19 protein-coding genes are annotated in these 20,123 nt (G+C 71.4%); 7 read left to right on the forward strand and 12 right to left on the reverse strand.

Annotated features, from left to right (window positions below; translation table 11 throughout):
• Window positions 1-3: 3 nt before the first annotated feature.
• The 4 genes from BUB75_RS16880 to BUB75_RS16895 all read right to left on the reverse strand — a co-directional run bounded on the left by BUB75_RS16880 (window position 4) and on the right by BUB75_RS16895 (window position 5,550).
• Complete coding sequence (locus BUB75_RS16880; protein WP_178379884.1) at window positions 4-2,256, reverse strand: serine/threonine-protein kinase; 2,253 nt, start codon at window positions 2,254-2,256, stop codon at window positions 4-6.
• Window positions 2,257-2,441: 185 nt separating this feature from the next.
• On the reverse strand, window positions 2,442-2,882 hold the full coding sequence (locus tag BUB75_RS16885) for a GlcG/HbpS family heme-binding protein (protein ID WP_073258160.1): 441 nt from the start codon (window positions 2,880-2,882) through the stop codon (window positions 2,442-2,444).
• Window positions 2,879-3,895: an acetamidase/formamidase family protein gene (locus BUB75_RS16890; RefSeq protein WP_073258163.1), complete on the reverse strand. Its 1,017-nt coding sequence runs from the start codon at window positions 3,893-3,895 to the stop codon at window positions 2,879-2,881. Before BUB75_RS16890 ends, BUB75_RS16885 begins: the two co-directional genes overlap by 4 nt.
• Before the next feature lie 62 nt (window positions 3,896-3,957).
• Window positions 3,958-5,550: an APC family permease gene (locus BUB75_RS16895; protein WP_218617569.1), complete on the reverse strand. Its 1,593-nt coding sequence runs from the start codon at window positions 5,548-5,550 to the stop codon at window positions 3,958-3,960.
• A 391-nt stretch (window positions 5,551-5,941) separates the two neighbouring features.
• Between BUB75_RS16895 and BUB75_RS16900 the strand changes: the two genes are divergently transcribed.
• The 4 genes from BUB75_RS16900 (at window position 5,942) to BUB75_RS16915 (ending at window position 9,805) form a co-directional block, all read left to right on the forward strand.
• Entirely contained in the window at window positions 5,942-7,165 is a 1,224-nt protein-coding gene (locus BUB75_RS16900) for an aminotransferase class III-fold pyridoxal phosphate-dependent enzyme (RefSeq protein WP_073258510.1), read from the forward strand.
• Entirely contained in the window at window positions 7,162-8,124 is a 963-nt protein-coding gene (locus tag BUB75_RS16905) for a phosphotransferase enzyme family protein (protein ID WP_073258165.1), read from the forward strand. The genes BUB75_RS16900 and BUB75_RS16905 overlap by 4 nt, the downstream gene beginning before the upstream one ends.
• 12 nt (window positions 8,125-8,136) lie before the next feature.
• Entirely contained in the window at window positions 8,137-8,901 is a 765-nt protein-coding gene (fabG, locus tag BUB75_RS16910) for a 3-oxoacyl-ACP reductase FabG (RefSeq protein ID WP_073258167.1), read from the forward strand.
• 157 nt (window positions 8,902-9,058) lie between these two features.
• On the forward strand, window positions 9,059-9,805 hold the full coding sequence (locus BUB75_RS16915; protein ID WP_073258169.1) for a GntR family transcriptional regulator: 747 nt from the start codon (window positions 9,059-9,061) through the stop codon (window positions 9,803-9,805).
• On the opposite strand, the gene BUB75_RS16920 is transcribed toward BUB75_RS16915, so the two are convergent.
• Entirely contained in the window at window positions 9,802-10,293 is a 492-nt protein-coding gene (locus tag BUB75_RS16920) for a hypothetical protein (protein WP_073258171.1), read from the reverse strand. The genes BUB75_RS16915 and BUB75_RS16920 overlap by 4 nt on opposite strands.
• Window positions 10,293-10,976 (reverse strand): SigE family RNA polymerase sigma factor, encoded by a 684-nt coding sequence (locus BUB75_RS16925; RefSeq protein WP_084741315.1) that lies wholly within the window; start codon window positions 10,974-10,976, stop codon window positions 10,293-10,295. Before BUB75_RS16925 ends, BUB75_RS16920 begins: the two co-directional genes overlap by 1 nt.
• 89 nt (window positions 10,977-11,065) lie before the next feature.
• Between BUB75_RS16925 and BUB75_RS16930 the strand changes: the two genes are divergently transcribed.
• Window positions 11,066-11,581, forward strand: a complete 516-nt coding sequence (locus BUB75_RS16930; RefSeq protein WP_143175249.1) for a hypothetical protein — start codon at window positions 11,066-11,068, stop codon at window positions 11,579-11,581.
• 60 nt (window positions 11,582-11,641) lie between these two features.
• Here the strand turns inward: BUB75_RS16930 and BUB75_RS16935 are convergent, their stop codons facing one another.
• From BUB75_RS16935 to BUB75_RS16955, 6 genes are all read right to left on the reverse strand, one after another.
• Window positions 11,642-12,760, reverse strand: a complete 1,119-nt coding sequence (locus tag BUB75_RS16935) for a uroporphyrinogen-III synthase (protein WP_073258175.1) — start codon at window positions 12,758-12,760, stop codon at window positions 11,642-11,644.
• Between the two features lie 122 nt (window positions 12,761-12,882).
• Window positions 12,883-13,254: a nitrite reductase small subunit NirD gene (gene nirD, locus BUB75_RS16940; protein WP_073258177.1), complete on the reverse strand. Its 372-nt coding sequence runs from the start codon at window positions 13,252-13,254 to the stop codon at window positions 12,883-12,885.
• A complete protein-coding gene (gene nirB, locus BUB75_RS16945; protein ID WP_073258179.1) occupies window positions 13,251-15,779 on the reverse strand; it encodes a nitrite reductase large subunit NirB in 2,529 nt (842 codons plus the stop codon). Before nirB ends, nirD begins: the two co-directional genes overlap by 4 nt.
• Window positions 15,776-15,919: a hypothetical protein gene (locus BUB75_RS46265; protein ID WP_178379885.1), complete on the reverse strand. Its 144-nt coding sequence runs from the start codon at window positions 15,917-15,919 to the stop codon at window positions 15,776-15,778. The genes nirB and BUB75_RS46265 overlap by 4 nt, the downstream gene beginning before the upstream one ends.
• Before the next feature lie 117 nt (window positions 15,920-16,036).
• The gene (locus BUB75_RS16950; RefSeq protein ID WP_073258181.1) at window positions 16,037-16,261 is read right to left on the reverse strand and encodes a hypothetical protein; all 225 of its coding nucleotides are present in this window, start codon (window positions 16,259-16,261) and stop codon (window positions 16,037-16,039) included.
• 138 nt (window positions 16,262-16,399) lie between these two features.
• The gene (locus tag BUB75_RS16955; protein ID WP_143175250.1) at window positions 16,400-17,863 is read right to left on the reverse strand and encodes a gluzincin family metallopeptidase; all 1,464 of its coding nucleotides are present in this window, start codon (window positions 17,861-17,863) and stop codon (window positions 16,400-16,402) included.
• A 313-nt stretch (window positions 17,864-18,176) separates the two neighbouring features.
• Between BUB75_RS16955 and BUB75_RS16960 the strand changes: the two genes are divergently transcribed.
• Both BUB75_RS16960 and BUB75_RS16965 read left to right on the forward strand, forming a co-directional pair.
• Window positions 18,177-18,650: a hypothetical protein gene (locus tag BUB75_RS16960; protein WP_073258183.1), complete on the forward strand. Its 474-nt coding sequence runs from the start codon at window positions 18,177-18,179 to the stop codon at window positions 18,648-18,650.
• A gap of 117 nt (window positions 18,651-18,767) precedes the next feature.
• Window positions 18,768-20,105 (forward strand): FAD/NAD(P)-binding protein, encoded by a 1,338-nt coding sequence (locus tag BUB75_RS16965; RefSeq protein WP_073258185.1) that lies wholly within the window; start codon window positions 18,768-18,770, stop codon window positions 20,103-20,105.
• Window positions 20,106-20,123 lie beyond the last annotated feature (18 nt).

The following is a 20,123-nucleotide window of genomic DNA, read 5'->3' on the forward strand; positions in this document are numbered from 1 at the left end:
TTGTCAGCTGATGCTTACTTCGGTCAGCTCACCGGACGACGTCCGCTTGAAGACCGTGTTGCGTGAGATGAAGTAGACCGTGCCGTCCGGGCCCGCCGCGACCGCGTCGATGTACCGGCCGCTGACCAGCTCGCGCGCGGAACCGCCGCTGCGCAGCTCGCACAGGCCGTACGAGCCGACGTAGAGCGCTCCGTCGTCGCCGACCGCGAGCGTGTCCGGACCGTTGTACACCACCTTCGACGGACAGTCCGCGAGCGTGCCGCCACCGGCCACCTGTGTCATCTCGGTGCCGGGCTGGTAGCCCCAGATCAGGTGGTGCCCGCGGTCGGCGATGTAGATCCGCCCGTCGCTGCCGACCGCGATCGATCGGATCGACTCCAGCGCCGGACCCTCCGGCGTGCCACCCTCCGGCGTCTCCTCGGCGGGGTTCTGGGCGACCGTGACCAGGCCGTCGGTGCCGAGCCGGCGGATGCGCGGCGCGCCGCTGCCGGACTCGGCGATGTAGAGCTGACCGTTGCGGCCGGTGGCGATCACGAAGAAGTTCGGCAGCGCGGCGGCCTGCGGGTCGGTCAGGTCGTCGGCCTCGTCGGCGGTCGGCTTCGCACCGACCACCGTGCGGATCTTGTCGTCCGAGGTGACCTGTCGGATCCGGCGCTCCGCGGTGTCGGCGATGTAGAGGCTGCCGTTGGGGCCGAGCGCCATCGACTGGGGATAGGACAGCTGCGCATCCTTGGCCGGTCCGCCGTCACCACCGGAGCCCGGGTTGACGTTCGGGCCGGTGCCTGCGACGACCGTCACCGTGCCGGACGGGCTGATCTTGCGGACCTGCCGGTTGGAGACGTCGCTGACGTACAGGTCGCCGGACGGGCCGACGAGCACCCCACGCGGCGTGGACGTCCGGATCGCGAGGCCCCCGTCGTCGCTGCCGGCGTTCCACGGTGCGATGACGACGAGCGCCGCGGCGCCGATCAGCGCGAGCGTCGCCACCCCGATCACCCACGGGCGCCGGTACCACGGCCGACGCGGCCGTTGCTCCTCGTCGTAGTCGTACTCGTAGTCAGCGGGTGGTCGATCGTCCGGAGGGAGCTGCGCGTGGCGGCCGGGATTCCGCTCGCGGGGCGGCGCGCCCGCGGGGTCGGGCGGCGGCGGGGTCGCGCCGCTCACCGGCATTCCACTGATCGGGACGCTGCTGACCGGCACCCCGCTGACCGGAGCGCCGCTGGTCGGCGCAGCCAGCGCGGCCGCCGCACCGTTGCCGTTCGCCGGGGCACCGCTCGTCGGCGCACCACTCGTCGGGGCACCGGTCAGCGACGGGAGCGGGACGCTCGCCCTGGCCGTTTGCGGCCGCGGATCGGTGGTCGCCGACCCGCCGCTCGAGTTCGCGTTCCGGCCGCGTGCGGCGTCCCGGACCCGGGCACTGACCTGCACCGGGACGACGACCTGGTCGAGCCAGTCCGGTCCGAGAGCTGCGGCTGCGGCATAGCCCAGCTCGACGGCGAACTCGTGCGCCGACCGCTGCCGGTCACCGGCGTCCTTACTCAGCGAACGGTCGATGACCGCTGCCAACTGCCGGGGCACGGTGGACAGCCAGGGCGCGGGCACGTTGACGTGGTGGTGCAGCAACGCCGAGAGCGGCAGATCCCGGCTGAACGGCAGGTGCCCGCTGAACAGCTCGTACAGCAGGACGCCGAGCGAGTAGACGTCGGTGGCCGGGCCGAGGCGGAAACCCTGGATCCGTTCCGGAGCGGTGTAGGCGGGCGTCCCGGACGCCGCGCTGACGAGCGACGCACCATCGGAAACCGTACCGAATCCCACGACTTTCAGCGTTCCATCGGTGGTGTAGAGCAGGTTTTCGGGACGGATATCGCGGTGCAGGAGACCACGCTGGTGGACGGCGGCCAGCGCGTCGGAGACGGCGAGACCTGCTCCGCAGGCCTCGAACGCGGTCAACCCGGGACGTTGGTGCAGCATCGGGCCGCTGATCCGCTCCATGATCAGCAGGCAGAGTCCGTCGTGCTCCACAAAGTCATGAATCCGCACGATGTGCGGGTGGTCGAGTTCGGCCAGTGCGGTGGCCTCGGCGAGGAACCGATCCCTGAGCAGGGTGTCGGTATCCCCGTCCGCCAGGACTTTGACCGCGGCCTGCCAGCCGATTCGACGATGGCGGGCGGCGTACACGACGCCATAACCACCTCGGCCGATGCGCTCGCCGATCTCGTATGCCGGTAACGCGGCGCCCATGCGCTCGCGATTCATCAGCATGATCCACGTCCGTCCCGTAACTCGGGCTCCGCTGCCGCAGCGGTTGGTACGAACGCGATTCTGCCGAGCTAGGGGGGCTCGGGGGATTTGGCGCCGGAAAGTATGGGTAGATGCCGACCGATTCGGTAACGCTCCCCCTCTCAGGTGGTTACACAAAGTCCCCCGAACGGCCAATGAGTTCATGGTGCGGAATCCGTAGGAGCCGGGTAGGGCCACTTGTCGGCCGCGGCCTTGGCGCACGCGACGTCGTGCTCGACAGTCCCTCCGCTGACGCCGATGCCGCCGACGACCCGGCCGCCCGCCCAGAGCGGCTTGCCACCCCCGAAGCAGATGTACCGGCCGCCCGCCGCCGAGGCGAGGCCCTGCAGCGGCCCGCCCGGCCGGGCGAGGACGCCGAGTACCTCGGTCGAGACCCGGTGCGCGACCGCGGTGTAGGCCTTGTCGACGGCCAGCGTGGGCCCGGCGATCTCGGCGCCGTCCATCCGGACGAACGCGACGAGGTTGCCTCCGCCGTCCACCACCGCGACCGATACCAGCGCGCCGACCTCCTTCGCGGTGGCGAGCGCGGCGGCGCAGAGGAGCAGGGCGGTGTCGAGGTCCGGCGCTTCGGGGTCACTCATGACTGCTGTGCCCGCCAGGCCGCGGCGATGGCCCGGAGTCGAGCGTGGACGCCGCCCATCGCGGTCACTCCCGGCAGCGCGTACTTGGGGAGTTTCGCGGTCATCGTGTAGACGGTGTCGACGACGTTGGCCACCGGCGTCAGCGTGGCCTGGGAGACGAGCTGGTACGCGTCGAGCGTGCTCAGGCCGGTTTCTTGTACGACCCAGCCCACCAGTTCGGCGTGCGCGATCCGGAACGCGTCCTCGAGCGGCTTGGTCGAGCCGGTCGTGATCAGGTAGTCGTCGCTCTCGATCCGCGGCCAGCGGCACGGGTGTCCCTTGACGACGTCGACGACGAGCGCGGTGTCCATCGCGGTCTCGACCGCGACACCGCACGTCTCCCCCTCGCCCTGCCTGGCGTGCCCGTCGCCGAAGCTGAACAGCGCGCCCTCGACGTTGACCGGGAGGTAACAGGTGACCCCGGCGCGCATCTCCGGGGTGTCCATGTTGCCGCCCCAGTCGCCGGGGGCCAGCGAGTTGCGGACCTCCCCCAGCGCCGGCGCGACCCCGACGGTCCCGTGCATCGGGTCGAGCGGCAGGTCGACAATGAAGTCGGAGTCCAGCGCGCGGTAGCGCACCGTGCGGGCGACCGCGTCGATGTCGTAGATCCAGGTGCGCTCCGGCAGCGCCGGGTGCAGCAGCGGCGTCACCGGCGTCGCGGTCAGCGACCCGAAGAACGGGACCGTGGTGCTCACGCCCCACGTCTCCCGCGGCTCGATCGAGATGAAGTGCACGGCGAGCGTGTCGCCGGGTTCGGCGCCCTCGATGTAGAACGGCCCGGTCTGCGGGTTGAGGTAGCGCGGATCGCACAGCTCCGAGCTCCGGTCGTTCACCGAGCGGACGACGCCCGCGAAGCAGTCACGCGTCCAGGTGGTGAGCACGGTGCCGGGCCGGAGCAATGCGACCGGTGCCACCCCGCCGAACGTGTAGACCAGCGACGCGGGGTCGACGTCCACCTCAGGCTGATAGTCCACCGATCCCCCTTAGTTGGGTGAGGGCCCAGGTCTAGTGCACCTGGGCCCTCACGCCAAGACCGTCAGCGCTCGTGCGACTCCGACATCACGGTGGAGCCGATGCGCTCGTACCGCTCCGGACTGCGGTACTTCAGCACCAGGGCGCCGATCACACCGATGACGCCGATGCCCAGCACCACGTACGGCGTCGCCTTGAACACCGGGCTGCCCGCGGCCGCGCCGGCCGCGAAGTCGATGTTGCTGAACAGCAGGTAGACGACGTAGAGCATGCCGATCGCGCCGACCAGCGGAGCCAGGAACGTCCGCCACCAGCTCGCGGTCTCCGGGTGCTGCTTCCGCACGTGGAAGTACCAGATCACCGCGATCGAGCAGATCGACTGGACGATCAGCAGCGCCATCGTGCCCATGAGCGCCATCAGGCCGTACTGGTGGATGTACGCGACGTCCGGAGCGGCGTCGGTCGGCTTCTGCAGCAGGAAGAACCCGAGCGTGATCACCAGCGCGATCACGCTCTGTACGACCGAGGCGATGTGCGGCGAGCCGTGCTTGCCGTGGGTCGAGCCGAGCGTCCGCTGCAGCCGGCTGGAGACGCCGTCCCGGCCGAGCGCGTACAGGTAGCGGGACGCGGCGTTGTGGAACGCGAGCGCGCAGGCGAACGAGCCGGTGACGACGAGCACCAGGTACACGTCCTTCACCCAGCCGGCCAGGAACTGGTCGGTGATGCCGTAGAAGAGGTCGAACGCGTTGCCGGTGCTGCCGCGCGAGATCGCGATCGCGTTGTCGAGCCCGTTGCCGGCGATCGCCATCCAGGAGACGAACACGTAGAACAGGCCCAGGCCGATCACCGCGATCATCGTGGCCCGCGGAACGATCTTCTTCGGGTCCTTCGACTCCTCGCCGTAGACCGCGGTGGTCTCGAACCCGACCCAGGACCAGAACGCGAAGAACAGACCGATCGCCGCGCTGCCGGTGATCGCCGCCTGCGGGTCGCTCGCGACCGCCGAGAACGCGTTGACCGGGTTGAGCGCGCCGGCCTCCAGGCCGCTCGGACCGCCGCCGCGCACCAGGATCGCGATCGCCAGCGCGGCCAGGATGATCACCTCGGCGACCAGGAAGACGCCGAGCACCTTGCCGGAGAGCGAGATCTCGAAGTACCCGAGGGCGGCGATGATCGCGATGCCGATCAGCGCGTAGACCAGCCAGCTGATCTCCGGGCCGCCGAACGTCTCGATCGTGCTCTTGGTGAACGACGCCAGGATGCCGATCAGCGACGCCTCGAACACGATGTAGGCCAGCGTGGCCATCAGGCCGGCGCCCATGCCCGCGACCTTGCCCAGGCCGTGCGAGATGAAGCCGTAGAACGCGCCGGTCGTCGTGATGTGCTTCGCCATCGTCACGTAGCCGATCGCGAAGATCGTCAGGATGACCGTGGCGAAGAAGAAGCCGGCCGGGGCACCCAGCCCGTTGCCATAGCCGATCGCGATCGGCACGTTGCCGGTCATAGCCGTGATCGGGGCGGCGTTGGCCAGCGCGATGAACAGCACCGCCCAGAGCCCGATCGTCCCGGGCTTGAGGCGGTGCACCTCGTGCGGTGCCAGCCCCTCCTCGGCAGCGACGGTGGTCTCCACCGCCCCGTCGTCCTTGGTCGTACTCACGGGCCCACGCCCTTCCTGACAGCAGGGAGTAAACGGTTGTTCGCCAGGGGCGCGACGCCGCGTCCGAATTGGTTCGTTAAAAGCTGCGGGGATTCGATACCGAACCGGCAAGCTGCCGTCACAGCACGAGCAGGATCGTGGCACCACGTCGACACGCGATCAATAGCCGGACTGTTACGGTCTCGTTTCTCGGCAACCATTTGACTAAACGGTCTGACCAGGTCTAGTTGTTGGGCCTACCGTAAAGGCCCCGCAGCGCGGCGGACACTCCCCCGGATCCCGGCGCGGAAGGTCGCACATGACGGTTCAATCCGACCAGTCCCTCGATCGAGTCGCCGAGCTGGCGACCGCCCTGTCCAGCGGCGGCTTCCCCTGGGCCTCCAAGGACGAGATGCTCGGCGCCTCGGTGGCGTACTGGAACCCCGGCAAGACCCGGTTCTGGATCGACGAGGGTGTCCCGCTGGTGATCGACCGGCGCGAGGGATACCACCTGCACGACGTCTCCGGGCACACGCTGATCGACGTCCACCTCAACGGCGGCACGTACAACCTCGGGCACCGCAACCCCGACGTGGTGGCCGCGGTGACTCGCGCGACCGACCGGTTCGACGTCGGCAACCACCACTTCCCGTCGCTGGCCCGCACCGCGCTGGCCGAAGCGCTGATCCGCACCGCGCCGCCCGGCCTGGCCAAGGTCGTCTACGGCAGCGGCGGCGGGGAGGCCGTCGACATCGCGATCAAGTCCGCCAGGCACGCCACCAAGCGGCGCAAGATCGTCTCGATCGTGAAGGCGTACCACGGCCACACCGGGCTCGCGGTCGGTACCGGCGACGACCGGTTCTCCCGGATGTTCCTCGCCGACAGCCCGGCCGACTTCCCGCACGTCCCGTTCAACGACCTCGGTGCGATGGCCGACGCTCTGCGGGGTGACGACGTCGCCGCGGTGATCATGGAGACGATCCCGGCCACGTACGGCTTCCCGATGCCCGCCCCCGGTTACCTGGCGGCCGTGAAGCGCCTCTGCGAGGACCACGGCACGCTCTACATCGCCGACGAGGTGCAGACCGGGCTGGGCCGTACCGGTGCGCTCTGGGGCATCACGAAACACCACGTCGAACCCGACATCCTGATCACCGGCAAAGGGCTGTCCGGCGGCATCTACCCGGTCACGGCCGTGCTCGCCACCGACCGGGCCGCAGCCTGGCTGACCGAGGACGGCTTCGGACACATCTCGACGTTCGGCGGCGCCGAGCTGGGGTGCGTCGCGGCGCTCACCACGCTCGACCTGACGCTGCGCGCGACGACGCGGGACAACGTGGCCGCGCTCACCGACACGTTCGCCGCCGGGCTGGCGTCGATCCGGGCGGAGTTCCCGGACTGGCTGGTCGGCATCCGCCAGGACGGCCTGGTCATCGGGCTGGAGTTCGCCCACGCCGAGGGCGCGAAGTACGTGATGCGGCGGCTCTACCAGGGCGGTGTCTGGGCGATCTTCTCGACGCTCGACCCGCGCGTCCTGCAGTACAAACCGGGCCTGCTGGTCACGCCCGAGCTGGCCGCGGACATCCTCGACCGGACCAGGACGGCGGTCCGGCTCTCGAAGGACGACGTCCGGTGATCGCGGAGGAGGCGGTCGCTCGATACGGGTTCTCCCCGGACACGACCGTCGAACTGCTCAACGTGTCCGAGAACGAGACGTACCTGGTTCGGGACGCCGACCTCACGGCCGTGCTCCGAGTGCACCGGCTCGGTTACCACCCGCCCGGCGCGATCCCGTCCGAGCTGGCCTGGCTCGACGCGCTCCGCACCGAGGCCGGAGTGCGCACACCGCGGGTCGTGGCCGCCACCAACGGGTCGCGGGTCGTCACGGTCGCCGACCCGGCAGGCGGCCCTCCCCGCGACTGCGTGCTGTTCGAGTTCCTGCCCGGCCGCGAGCCGCGCGAGGACAACCTGGTGGCCGATTTCGAGCCGCTCGGCGCGCTGACCGCCCGGATGCACCAGCACGCTCGCACCTGGCAGCGCCCGCCCGGGTTCGTCCGCTTCCACTGGGACGCCGACGCGGCGTTCGGTACGCCGGCCGGGCCGGGCCGGTGGGGCGCCTGGCGGGCCGCACCCGGGATCGGCCCGGCCGAGGAGGCGGTGCTGGCCCGCTTGGAGGCGACGCTCCGCGACCGGCTGCGCCGGTTCGGTTCCGGTCCCGACCGGTACGGGCTCATCCACGCCGACCTTCGGCTGGCCAACCTGCTCGTGGCCGAGGGCACCGGCGTGAGCGTGATCGACTTCGACGACTGCGGGTTCGGCTGGTACCTGTACGACCTCGGTGCGGCCCTGAGCTTCGTCGAACACCTTCCCGAGGTTCCCGAAGTCATCGACGCGTGGACGCGCGGCTACCGCTCGGTCGCGCCGCTGTCGGCAGCGGACGAAGCGGAACTCTGGACGTTCGTGCTGCTCCGCCGCCTGCTGCTGGTCGCGTGGATCGGTTCGCACGCGTCCGTGGACATCGCCGTCGAACTCGGAGCTACCTACAGCCGGGGCAGCTGCGAGCTGGCCGAGAAGTACCTCTCCACCCACTCCTGAGGGGGACTCCCCATGTTCACATCTCTGGCCGGACGGTCCGTGATCGTCACCGGCGGCTCGCGCGGGATCGGGAAGGGCATCGCGCGGGTGTTCGCGAACGCGGGCGCCTCGGTGCTGATCGTCGGGCGCAACCTGGACGCCGCGCAGGCCGTCGCCGACGAGCTCGGTGCGACCGCGGTGGCCGCGGACATCGCGTCGCCGGACGGATGCCGGACGGTTGCCGAGACCGCGATCGAACGGCACGGCGGTATCGACGTGCTCTGCGCCAACGCGGGCATCTTCCCGGACCGCAAACTCGCCGACCTCACCGAGGCCGACGTCGACGACGTCTTCAATACGAACGTCAAGGGGACGATCTTCGCGGTCCAGGCGTGCGCCCCCGCGCTCGCCGCCTCCGGGCACGGCCGGGTGATCCTGACGTCCTCGATCACCGGGCCGATCACCGGTTACCCCGGCTGGTCGCACTACGGCGCGAGCAAGGCCGCCCAGCTGGGCTTCCTCCGCACCGCCGCACTCGAGCTCGCGCCGCAGCGGATCACGGTCAACGCGGTCCTGCCCGGCAACGTGCTCACCGAAGGGCTGTCCGACCTCGGCGAGGACTACCTGCGGACGATGGAGGCGTCGATCCCGCTCGGGCGGCTCGGGGCAGTCGAGGAGATCGGCAACGCGTGCCTGTTCCTGGCCACCGACGAGGCCGCGTACATCACCGGCCAGACGCTCGTCGTCGACGGTGGGCAGACGCTGCCCGAGTCGCTGGACGCGATCGTCACCGCTTGAACAGCGTCGGACGACGGAGCGCGACCGGTCGGACCGACCGAACCATCACTGACGGATATCCTGGACGGGCCGCCGACGGGCGGCGCCGACGGGATGTGGTGGCAGGGTGACCAGCGAGGTAACCGACGAGACAGCGGTCGACGCGGCCCGCAGACGGATGCTCGAGCTGATCGCGTCCGGGTCTCTGGAACCGGGACAGCGGCTGGGCTCAGAACGGGAACTCGCCAGCGATCTCGGGGTCAGCCGTTCCACCCTGCGGCAGGCGCTCGGCGTGCTGGAACAGTCCGGTGTGGTGCGTCGGGTGCCGGGGCGGGGCGGCGGGACGTTCGTCAGCCGGGCGAAGATCGAACGCGACCTGTCCAGCGTGGTGGGTGTGCCCGCGCTGCTGCGCGCCCAGGGGTTCACCGCGGGGTCACGGGTGATCAGCGCGTCGATCATGGGGGCGGACGACGCCACCGCTGCGGCGCTGGAGCTGGAGCCGGGTGGGCTGGTCACCGAGATCGTCCGGATCCGGTTGGCCGACGGGTCACCGGTCTCCCTCGAGCACGCGCGGTTACCCGCGAGCCGGTTTCCCGGGTTACTGGAGCTGCCGCTCGGCGGGTCGGTGTACGAGCTGCTGGACGAGCACTACGGGGTGCGGCCGGCCGAGGCGCTGGAGCGGATCGAGGCGGTGTCGGCCGGACCGGACGAGGCGTCGGTCCTCGACATCACGACGGGCGCGCCGCTGCTGTCGATCACCCGCACCGCCAAGGACGCCGACGGCGTCCCGTTCGAGTTCTCCCACGACCTGTTCCGTGCCGACCGCACCCGCATCCTGGTGAGGACGCCCGGTGCGGCGGGCACGGCGGACTCCGCACGCGCTCGGGGCCGCCTGGTCGACCTCCAGGCCTGGTCGGCTCCCTAGCTCGGCCTCGGGGCGGGCGTCTCGAGGACCGGGTCGGCGGGGGACGCGGTCACGCTGGGGCGTGGGAGCGTCGGGACCACGGTCGGGCTGCTGCCGTTGCCGCCGGGGGTGATCGGCTCGTCGGGCGCCGTCGTGGCCGGTCCCTCCGGTGTGCGTGCCGTGGGATGCGGCGAGGAGACGACCGGGGGGCCGAGCACCGTCTTTCTCGGCGACGCGCTCGGATCGATCGACGTGGTCGCGGGCAGCCGGGTGATACCGCCGTCGGGTGCTTCGCTCGGCCGGATCGGAGCGTCGCGGACCTGCGCGATCAGCACGAGCACCGCGATCGCCGAGAGCGCGGCCGCCAGGGCCATGCCCAGGTACAGCCCGCGGTGCGGCGGTCGACGTGGCCCGGTCGGTGGCGCGGGCGGGCGGAGGTCGGTGGAGGTCACCTGGTCGGCCCGCGCCGCCAGGGCTGCGGTGAGGCGTTCCTCGATCTGGGTGGGCATCAGCGGTCCGCCTCCAGCAGGTTCTCCAGCGCGGCGAGCGCCCGGCTGGCCGTCGACTTGACTGTGCCGCGGGAGATTCCGAGCGTGTCGGCGATCTGCGCCTCGCTCAAGTCGGACCAGTACCGCAGCACCAGCACCTCGCGCTGCCGTCGCGGCAGTCGCCGGAGGGCGGCGAGCACCTCGCGGTGTTCCTCGGCGAGCAGCAGGCGCTCGTCGGTGGGCGGCCCGTACTCCACCCGCGGTGGTGCCGCCCGAAGCGTGCGTCGGCGACGCAGGACCGAGCGGGCGGCGTTCACCACCGAGGTGTTGAGGTAGGCGTCCGGGTTGTCGACGCGAGACAGCGTCGCGCCGTGCCTGCGGTAGGCCGCCGCGAACGCGTCTTGGACGACGTCCTCGGCGGTGGGGAGGTCGTCGACGAGCAGCACCGCCAGCCGGACCAGCGCGAGCCGCCGGTGGTGGTACAGCTCGACGAGGTCCGGGCCGGCACCGCCCGCCGATCCGGCCACCGCACTCCGGGGGGACCACGCCAGTTCCTCGGCGTCCGCGACCGGCGTGGGGGCCGGGAAGGCCCCCTCCGGCTCGGCAGCCGGGCTCGCCGCCCAGCGGGCGAGTCGCTCCCACCCGCGTCGCCAGAACCCGCGTGCGCGCCGGGCGCGCGCATCAGGGAACGCCAACGTCGTCATCGGTTGATCCTCACCGATGGGTCGGGGTCGGGGCGACCGGGGCCGGCGCGCTCGGTACGGGCACGTCTGCCGGCGCGCTCGGGGCGGTGGTGACCGTCGGTACCGGCGCGGGTGCCGCAGTCCCGCACTCGGTCGGCGTCTCGGTCGGCGACGGGACCGTGGTCGGCACGTCCGGCGCCGGCGTCGCGGGCACCGGCACCCGCTTCGTCGGTACCTGCGCCGGCTTCGCGGGCACCGGCGCGGGCGGGGCGGTCTCCGCCGGGACCGCGGTCGAGGTCGGCGACGGAACCCCGGTCGGGGCACCCGTGGTCGGGATCGGCGGCTCGGACTCGGGCTTCGTGGCACACGGGCCGGTCGCCTCGGTGTCCGGCGGAAGCGTGCTCGGCCGGACCGGGCTCGGCGCGGGCGCCGCAGGCCCGGTCTGGCTGGGCGTCGCCCGGACCGTGGTGGGCGACGGCGACGGCTCGTCGGTCGACATCGCGGCGTGCGCCGCCAGTCCCCCACCGACGACCAGGGTCGCGGTCGCCGCGGCGGCGAGCAGTAACGAGCGCGTGCGGAGGCGGGGCAGAGGCACTGATGCTCCCTGGGTCAGGGGCTCGTTCTGAGCCCGTCACCCCTCCAGACGCCCGACCCCGCCCGAGGTTGCCCCGCGCCGGCGACGAATCTCAGCCCATCGCCGAGGTGAGCACCACCTCGGTGCGAAGCCGGTAGCCCCGCTTGATCACGGTCTCGACGAGGTCGGCCTCGCCGAGCGCCGCCCGCAACCGGGTGATCGCCATCTCCACCGCGTGGTCACCCGCGTCACCGGCCGGCAGCACCTCGCGTAGCTCCGCCCGGCTGAAGACCCGCCCCGGCCGCGAAGCCAGCGCCCGCAGCACCGCCATCGACGCGGGCGGCGCAGCCACCGCCACCCCGTCGAGCATCACCGCGAAGCCGCGCACCTGCACCTGGTGGTTCTTGACCTGGAACGTCGGGCACCGCGCGGGTAGCTCGGTGGCCACCGAGCGCACCAGCGCTCCGAGCCGGTACCGCTCGGGGCTCACCACCGGGATCCCTCGCCGAACGAGCACCGACGCGGTCACCGGGCCGACGCAGACCGCGAGCACCGACGTCGCGAACGCCTTGACGACCGCCTCGCCCTTCCCGCAGTCGTCGGCGGTGGCCAGGAAGTTCGCGGACGCCGCGGCGCTGGTGAACGTCACCGCGTCGACCGAACCGGCGCACACGCTCTCGACCAGCCGACGCAGCGGCGCGGGGTCCTCCGGCGGCACCCACCGGTAGACCTCGACCTCGACGACCTCGGCACCCGCGTCGGTGAGCGCGGCGGCGACGTCACGGAGCGGCTCACCGTGGAGCTGGATCGCCACCCGCTTGCCGGCCACGCCGAGCTCCAGCAGGTACGACAGCACCTCGGCGCTGGTCTCGGACGCCGCGTGCCACGCCTCGGTGAGCCCGGCGGCCCGGATCGCACCCCGCGCTTTCGGCCCGCGGGCCAGCACCGCAGCTTCGTGCAGCACCGCCCGGAGCGGGTCGGCGAGACCCCAGCCCTCGGTCGCCTCCATCCAGCCACGGAACCCGATGCCGGTGGTGGCCACGACGATGTCGGGCGGGTTCTCCAGCAGGCCACGGGTCGTGGCCGCCAGCATCTCGTCGTCGGGGAGCGGGATGATCCGCAGGGCGGGAGCCAGCACGACCCTCGCCCCACGGCGCTCGAGCAGAGCGGCGAGCTCTTCCTTCCGCCGCTCGGCGGTCACGGCAACTGTGAAGCCTTCGAGCTCGCTCATTCGCTCCGCCTCGTATCCGGTGACACGCACGTGCCCCGGCGACCCGTCACTGAACTCTTTTCAACCTCACGTAGCCCCGCAGGCGGCACACCGTCCGCAGGGGTCGGTCGAAAAGAATTCACCTAAAGACCGACCTCGACAACGCCGTCGCGGACCCGGACCGGCCAAGTCGGTAGCGCGGGCACTGCCGGATCCGAGAGGCACACCCCGGTCAGCAGGTCGAACACCTGCTTGTGCAGCGGGGAGGCCACCGTCCGACGCCCGCCACGGGTGCCGACCAGACCTCTGGAGACTACCTGAGCACCGGTGAACGGGTCACGGTTCCCAACGGCATACACCTGGTCATCCCATAGCCTAAACAGGGCAATCTGGTCACCGTCGAACAGGGCGCACGCGCCCCGCTCGGGAAGCAGGTCGGTCAGCCGGCAGGCGGCTCGCCAGTCGACCGCGTCGGACGCAGCGGGAGCTGTGAGCGGAGAGGCGGTCACCGTCATCGGGGCATTACCTCCAGAGTCGGACCGGCCACCAGGGTCGGCGCCGGCTTCTCACCGGGACGGGCGGGCCGCGGCTGGCCACGCTCGTAGACGATTTCGATGCTCGTGTCGGTTTCGTCAGGGGCGTTGATGAAGGGCACGAACCGGGCCATCCGGGCCGGGTCGGCCAGCGTGTCCGCCCACTCGTCGGAGTAGTTCAGGACGTGCGCCGCCATCGAGGCGTCCAGATCGGCAGCGATGCCGAGCACGTCGTCGCAGACGACCGACCGCAGGTAGTCCAGCCCACCCTCCAGGCTCTCCAACCAGGCGGCCGTGCGCTGCAGACGCTCGCCGGTCCGGATGTAGAACATCAGGATCCGGTCGATGTATGTCAGCAGTGTTTCGGTGTCGAGATCGCTGGCGAAAAGGTCGGCGTGCCGGGGTCGGAACCCCCCGTTTCCGGCGACGTAGAGGTTCCAGCCGTTGTCGGTGGCGATCACCCCGATGTCCTTGCTGCGAGCCTCCGCGCACTCCCTGGCGCATCCGGAGACCGCCATCTTGATCTTGTGCGGCGCCCGCAGGCCGCGGTAGCGCAGCTCGAGGTCGATCGCGAGACCCACCGAGTCCTGGACCCCGTACCGGCACCAGGTCTCGCCGACGCACGACTTCACCGTGCGCAGCGACTTGCCGTACGCCTGGCCGGATTCGAAGCCGGCGTCAACGAGCCGCTTCCAGATCTGCGGCAGCTGGTCCAGCCGGGCGCCGAACAGGTCGATCCGCTGGCCGCCGGTGATCTTCGTGTAGAGGTTGAAGTCGCGGGCGACCTCACCGATCACGATCAGCTTGTCCGGCGTGATCTCGCCACCGGGGATCCGCGGCACGACCGAGTACGTGCCGTTGCGCTGCATGTTCGCCAGCGCGTGGTCGTTGGTGTCCTGCAGCGCCGCCTGCTCGCCGTCGAGGATGTAACCGTTGCCGAGGCTGGCCAGGATCGACGCGACCGCCGGCTTGCACAGATCGCAGCCGCCGCCGGTGCCGTGCGCGGCGATCAGGCCGGAGAACGTCCGGATGCCGGACGTCCGGATCAGCTCGAACAGCTCGGCGCGGGAGTAGTCGAAGTGCTCGCACAGCGCCTTGCTGACGTGCACACCGCACTCGTCCAGCAGGGTCTTGAGCATCGGGATGCACGAACCGCAGCTGGTGCCCGCCCGGGTGCACGCCTTGATCGCCGGCACGTCGGTGGCGTCCTGCTCGCTGATCGCGGTGACGATGTCCTTCTTCGTCACCGCATTGCACGTGCAGACCTGGTCGTCGTCGCCGAGCGCACCCGCACCCGCGCCGCCGCCGAGCAGCAGCGTGTCCGGTGCCGCGGGGAGCGGACGCCCGGTCAGCGGACGCAGCCCGGCGTACGCGGACGCGTCACCGACCAGGACGCCGCCGAGCAGCGTACGGGCGTCGTCGGAGATCACGAGCTTCTTGTAGAGACCAGCGACCGGGTCGGCGAAGACGACGTCGAGCGTGCCGGGACCGCCGGTGATACCGAAGCTGGCTACTTCGACGCCGAGCAGCTTGAGCTTGGTAGACATATCCGGGTCGGCCAGCTCGGCGGTGCCGCCGAGCAGCCGGTCGGCGACGACCTCGGCCATCGCGTAGCCCGGCGCGACCAGCCCGTACACCGACCCGTTGACCGCGGCGCACTCGCCGATCGCCCAGATCGCCGGATCCTCGGTGCGGCACGACCGGTCGACCAGGACGCCGCCCCGCGTGCCGACCGGGAGGCCGACCTCGCGCGCCAGCTCGTCCCGGGCACGGATACCGGCCGCGAAAACGACGAGCCGGGCCTGGATGACGCTGCCGTCGGTGAGGGTGGCTGCGGTGACCCGCCCCTCGGCGTCGGCCTGCAAGGAGGCGGTACCGACGCCGGCGTGCACCTCCACACCGAGCTGCTCCACCAACCGGCGGAGTGCCTCGCCACCACCGGCGTCGACCTGCTGCGGCATCAGGTGCGGTGCGAACTCGACCACGTGGACCGGGACGTCGAGGTCACGCAGACCGCCGGCCGCCTCGAGTCCGAGCAGACCGCCGCCGACGACGATCGCCGAGCCGCCGGCCGCGCGAACATCCGCCGCCTCGGCCCGGATCCGGTCCAGGTCGTCGAGCGTGCGGTAGACGTGGCAGCCGGTCAGGTCGGCCCCGGGCACCGGCGGGACGAACGCCCGCGAGCCGGTGGCCAGCACCAGGGCGTCGTAGCTCAGTTCCCGGCCGGACTCGGTGCGCACGGTGCGCGCGGCCCGGTCGATCGTGACCGCCGGGTCGCCGAGGTGGCAGGTGCGACCGGCGGCGTCGTACCACCCGTCCGGCACCAGCCCGAGGCCGGCGTCCGGGTCGGTCAGGTACTTGGAGAGCGCCACCCGGTCGTAGGCGTGGTGGGTCTCCTCACCGAGAACGGTGACGCTCCACCCGCCGTGCTGATCGCGATCGGTGATCGCCTCGACCATCCGCTGGCCGACCATGCCGTGGCCGACGACCACCAGGTGCCGGCTCATGCGGCCACCCCGTGGATCGTGGCCGTGGCCCAGTCGGAGACCAGGGCATCGGCGTCGTCGGGACGGTCGTCAGCGAGGGTGTACTCGGTGCCCTCATCCGGCTCGTCGAGTTCGCGGAACTTCCGGTCGAAGCTGGTCATGCCCACGAGAGTCGCCAGAGCCGGTTTCGATGCCGGTTCGCAAATATTTCTGCGGCGAAAACTGGATCTCACACGGAACGGGCCGAGCCGTGCGCGGCTCGGCCCGTTCCGGAAACCTCAGAACGCTGAGTAACGCCGTCGCCGGACGACCGGCTCGCCCTTGTCGTCCCGGTGGATCTCGTGTGTCGCGCCGGGGGGCAGCGGTTCCTCGGTCGCGTCCCGCTTTCGGTCGACCTCCACCGCCTCGCCCCGCGCGATCAGATCGGCGATGAATTTCTCCGCGGCCTCGACCTCGGCGGCGGTCTGCTCGGCCGTTTCGACGGCCCGCCCTGCAGCGCTCACGCCTGCCTCCTCATGCCGGCCGGGTTGCCCGGATGGCTCTTCCTACTTACCCACCACATCGACGGTAACGCGTCCGACGCCGCTACGGATCGGGTCGGGAGTCCCGACTTCCAAGGACCCCCGACCGCTTTCCGACTCTTAATCGAACACGCGGCGCACCAGCACCAGGCCGATGCCGTTGTTCGCGATCTCGTGCGTCCGCAGCGTCCCGTCGAGGCCCCCGGACGCGGCGAAACCGCGTCGGTACTCCGGCGGGACGACGATCCGGCCCTGCCGGAACAGGTCCTCCACGAACGCGGCCGCCACGTCCTCGCCCGGCGTCGGCGTGAGGTCGCCGCGGGACGGCGCCGCTGAGGCCACCGCGAACCGCGGCTCCTCGATCGGCGCCCGCACGGTGAGGTCGTCCGGCAGCCCGTACGGCCGACCGGACACCGCTACCGCGGAGGTGGCCCCACCACGCGGTTCCGGGAGGTCCGGTGCGATCTGGCGCTCGAGCTTCTCGTCGTCGGCGCCGAGGCCGTCGGCCACCGACTCGGCCGAGCCGGGCGACAGGATCCCGTGGCGGACGAACGCCGCCTGCAGCGCCGGGGTGTACTTGCCGGCGAACTTCTCCTGGTCGACGCGGATCAGGTGGGCGGCGACCTGGGCGTAGTACGAGGGCACCGCCGCCGTGCGGGTCACCGCGGTCACCAGCAGCGTGGCCGCGTCCTCCCCGGCGATCCGCAGCGCCTCGTCGTCGACCGTGCCTTCGCCGGCCAGCGTGTGCACCATGCCGGCCAGCGCACGCAGGAACGCCCCGGTGAAGACCCGCGAGAACGAGTGCGGCTCGCTGGAGAGCTGGCTGGCCGGTGCGCTCGGCGGGAGCGAGACCGGGTCCTTGTAGAACAACTCGTTGGACGCATTGCGCAGGCAGTCAGGGTCGGCCGACGACGGCGCGACCTGACGCACCGCCCAGCCGAGTTGCTCGGCCAGCCGGGAGAGCCGGGACGACCGGGACAGCTCTCCGCCGGTCTCACCGATCACCTGCTCACGCAACGTCGCGAGCCGCAGCCCGGAGAGGACCGCGGTGATGTCGCCGAACGATTCGTGGAACGCCGCGATCTCCGCGCTCGCCGCGTCCCACATCCACGGGCAGAGCGCGTCGAGCACGGCGTGGCCGGTCTCGTGGCTGACGATGTCCGGGCTCTCACCGGACCAGACCGTCACGCCGTTGACGTGCTGCCGGAAGAACGCGAGCCCCTGCCGGTCGTAGTAGGCGTTGAGGTCGACGCCCGCGTTCAGGTTCGCGACCAGCGTGTCGCCGACCGCCGGGTTCCAGGCCGCGCCGTCCGGGAAGACCTCCGGTGGAAAGAGCGGCGCGTACAGCGCGACCGTGCGTCCGAGCGCCTCGGCCGCGGTCCAGTAGCGGACCGCCCCCTCGGCGTCCGGCGGTACGGCGCCCTCGACGTCGATCGCGAGCGGACCGGTGCGTAACGCCGGCCGGGCGCGTAACACCGGGGTTCGCGTCGAGGGCGGCGCACCGGGGTCGTCCTCCCAGACGCTCACCTCGTCGGCTGCGGGCGGTGGCACGTTCTGGTCCCCTGCCTCGTGCACGGTCGTCACTACACCGTTCCTCTCCGTCGCCGCTGACGGTCCCATGATGGCCCGTCGCCGCTACCGAGATACCCGATATCCCCAGTCGTCCGACACGCTCCGCCAGAGGACGTCGCGCAACGTAACGAGCAAATGTCCCGGACGCCCCTAAATAGCACTCCAGTAAACACCTGAAACAGACGATCTGGCATTACTGGCGTTCTTGATCGAAAAACTTGACACTAAGACTCCTTTTCGTCGGTTTTATATGCTTTCGTGGGAGTGGTTCGCCCGAGGGGAGGCGACAGCGGCGGCGATCCCGCCCGAGGAAGGGAGCGGCTGGATGACGATGATGGGCACCCAGACCACCGGCACTGGTAGTGCTGTCGGAACTGCGTACAACACCGCCCCGGCACAACCGGTCCGCGCTCTGTGGAGCGACCACGACGCGGGCCTCGCGGACCCCCCGGAACAGGCGTTCGCCGACGTCTTCGGCGACGCGGACCGGGTCCGCATCGCGCTCTGGATCGACCGGATGGCCCCCGCACACGGCGGGCTGTTCGGCGTCGACAGCTGCGCGGCCGAACTCCACCTGCCCGAGTCGACGGTGCGCAGCGCCCTCGGCCCGCTGCAGCACGTCGGGATGGTGCAGTACCGCGGCGGTCTCTACATGCGCCGCGACCACACGCTCTGGTCGGTGCTGAAGGTATTGCGCAACTTCGCCGGCCCCGCGTTGATGCAGGAGGCCGTCGGACCCCCGGAGGAGCCGGCGAACGAACCGCGCGACGCCCGCGCCGCGACGTTCTACTTCGGCTGAGCACCCGTCGTACACGGCCCGCCACCGTACGGTGGTGGGCCGTTTCACGCGCGTAAAACCGGCCCCCACCTGGTTTGCCTACTTGATAGGTAGGGAATCTGAGACTAGGGTCGTGGCATGACGGTGGAGAGGTCTGTGGGCGGCACCGTGGTGATCGGTTCCGGTGCGAGCGGTGTGCTCACCGCCGTCCGGCTCGCCGCGCAGGCGGACGGACCGGTGACCGTGGTCGAGTCCGCTCCGACGGTCGGCCGCGGGGTCGCGTACTCGACGACCGACTACGGCCACCTCCTCAACTCGCGCACCGAGACGATGAGCCTCTACCCCGACCGGCCGGGCCACTTCCTCGAGTGGTGCCGCGAGCACGGCCTGTACTGCGGTCCGGCCGGTTATGCCCCGCGCGCGACCTACGGTCGCTACCTGGCCGAGGCGCTGGAGAACACCGTGCGCCGGTCCGGCGGCCGGGTGCGGGTCGTGCGGGGCCGCGCGGTCGCGGTCGAGGACGCCGGGAGCGTGCGCGTCGTCCGGCTGGCGGACGGGGGCGCGCTGTCCGCTTCCGACGTCGTGCTGGCGCTCGGCCACCCCCCGACCCGCACCGCCGACATCGACCCGTGGTGTCCGGGCGCGCTCGACCGGATCGACCCGTCCGACGACGTCGTGCTGCTCGGCACCGGCCTGACCGCCGTCGACGTCCTGGTGACGCTGGCCGGGCGCGGGCACACCGGGCAGCTCGTCGCGATCTCCCGGCACGGGCTCCTGCCGCGCATCCACGTCGATCCGCCGCCGCGCCCGGTGCCGCCGAAGGTCTCCGGCCACACCAGCCGGGAGCTGCTCGGGCAGATCCGCCACGCGGTCGACCTCCACGCCCGGACCGGCGGTGACTGGCGCGGCGTCGTGGACGGGCTACGGCCGGACGTCGACCGGCTCTGGACCGGCTTGCCGGTGACCGAGCAGGACCGCTTCCTCCGCCACCTGTCGCGGCTCTGGGAGATCCACCGCCACCGGATGGCTCCGGTGATCGGCGCGCAGCTACGGCGACTGACGATCGAGGGCCGGTTGCGGGTGGTGGCCGGCTCGATCTCGCGCGTCGAGTCAACACCGCACGGGGCGACGGTCACCTGGACGCCACGCGGCACCGGTCGGCCGGTTCCGCTCACCGCCGACGCGGTCGTGGACTGCCGCGGGCCCGGCGCCTGGGTCGGACACCCAGACCCGCTTGCCCGTCAGCTCGCCGCCGACGGCCTGACCAGCCCCGACGCCCACCGCATCGGGTTCGCCACCACCGACGACGGCCAGTTGATCGGCGCCGACGGCGAGCCGGTGCCCGGTCTCTGGACGCTCGGCCCGCTCCGCCGTGGCTCGCGCTACGAGACGACCGCGATCCCGGAGATCCGGGCGCAGGCCGTCACGATCGCCGACCGGATCAGCGCCCGCTCGGCGCTCCCGATCGCCGGCTGAGCCGGCCCGGGCCGCCCG

Origin of the sequence: Cryptosporangium aurantiacum (genome assembly GCF_900143005.1) — a bacterium.
GTDB lineage: Bacteria > Actinomycetota > Actinomycetes > Mycobacteriales > Cryptosporangiaceae > Cryptosporangium > Cryptosporangium aurantiacum.

Coding starts and splice junctions, on each gene's coding strand:
- BUB75_RS16880 (WP_178379884.1), bottom strand. CDS start 2,256: ATGAATCGCGAGCGCATGGGCGCCGCGTTACCGGCATACGAGATCGGC.
- BUB75_RS16885 (WP_073258160.1), bottom strand. CDS start 2,882: ATGAGTGACCCCGAAGCGCCGGACCTCGACACCGCCCTGCTCCTCTGC.
- BUB75_RS16900 (WP_073258510.1), top strand. CDS start 5,942: ATGCTCGGCGCCTCGGTGGCGTACTGGAACCCCGGCAAGACCCGGTTC.
- fabG (WP_073258167.1), top strand. CDS start 8,137: ATGTTCACATCTCTGGCCGGACGGTCCGTGATCGTCACCGGCGGCTCG.
- BUB75_RS16915 (WP_073258169.1), top strand. CDS start 9,059: ATGCTCGAGCTGATCGCGTCCGGGTCTCTGGAACCGGGACAGCGGCTG.
- BUB75_RS16920 (WP_073258171.1), bottom strand. CDS start 10,293: ATGCCCACCCAGATCGAGGAACGCCTCACCGCAGCCCTGGCGGCGCGG.
- BUB75_RS16925 (WP_084741315.1), bottom strand. CDS start 10,976: ATGACGACGTTGGCGTTCCCTGATGCGCGCGCCCGGCGCGCACGCGGG.
- BUB75_RS16935 (WP_073258175.1), bottom strand. CDS start 12,760: ATGAGCGAGCTCGAAGGCTTCACAGTTGCCGTGACCGCCGAGCGGCGG.
- nirD (WP_073258177.1), bottom strand. CDS start 13,254: ATGACGGTGACCGCCTCTCCGCTCACAGCTCCCGCTGCGTCCGACGCG.
- nirB (WP_073258179.1), bottom strand. CDS start 15,779: ATGAGCCGGCACCTGGTGGTCGTCGGCCACGGCATGGTCGGCCAGCGG.
- BUB75_RS46265 (WP_178379885.1), bottom strand. CDS start 15,919: ATGACCAGCTTCGACCGGAAGTTCCGCGAACTCGACGAGCCGGATGAG.
- BUB75_RS16960 (WP_073258183.1), top strand. CDS start 18,177: ATGACGATGATGGGCACCCAGACCACCGGCACTGGTAGTGCTGTCGGA.
- BUB75_RS16965 (WP_073258185.1), top strand. CDS start 18,768: ATGACGGTGGAGAGGTCTGTGGGCGGCACCGTGGTGATCGGTTCCGGT.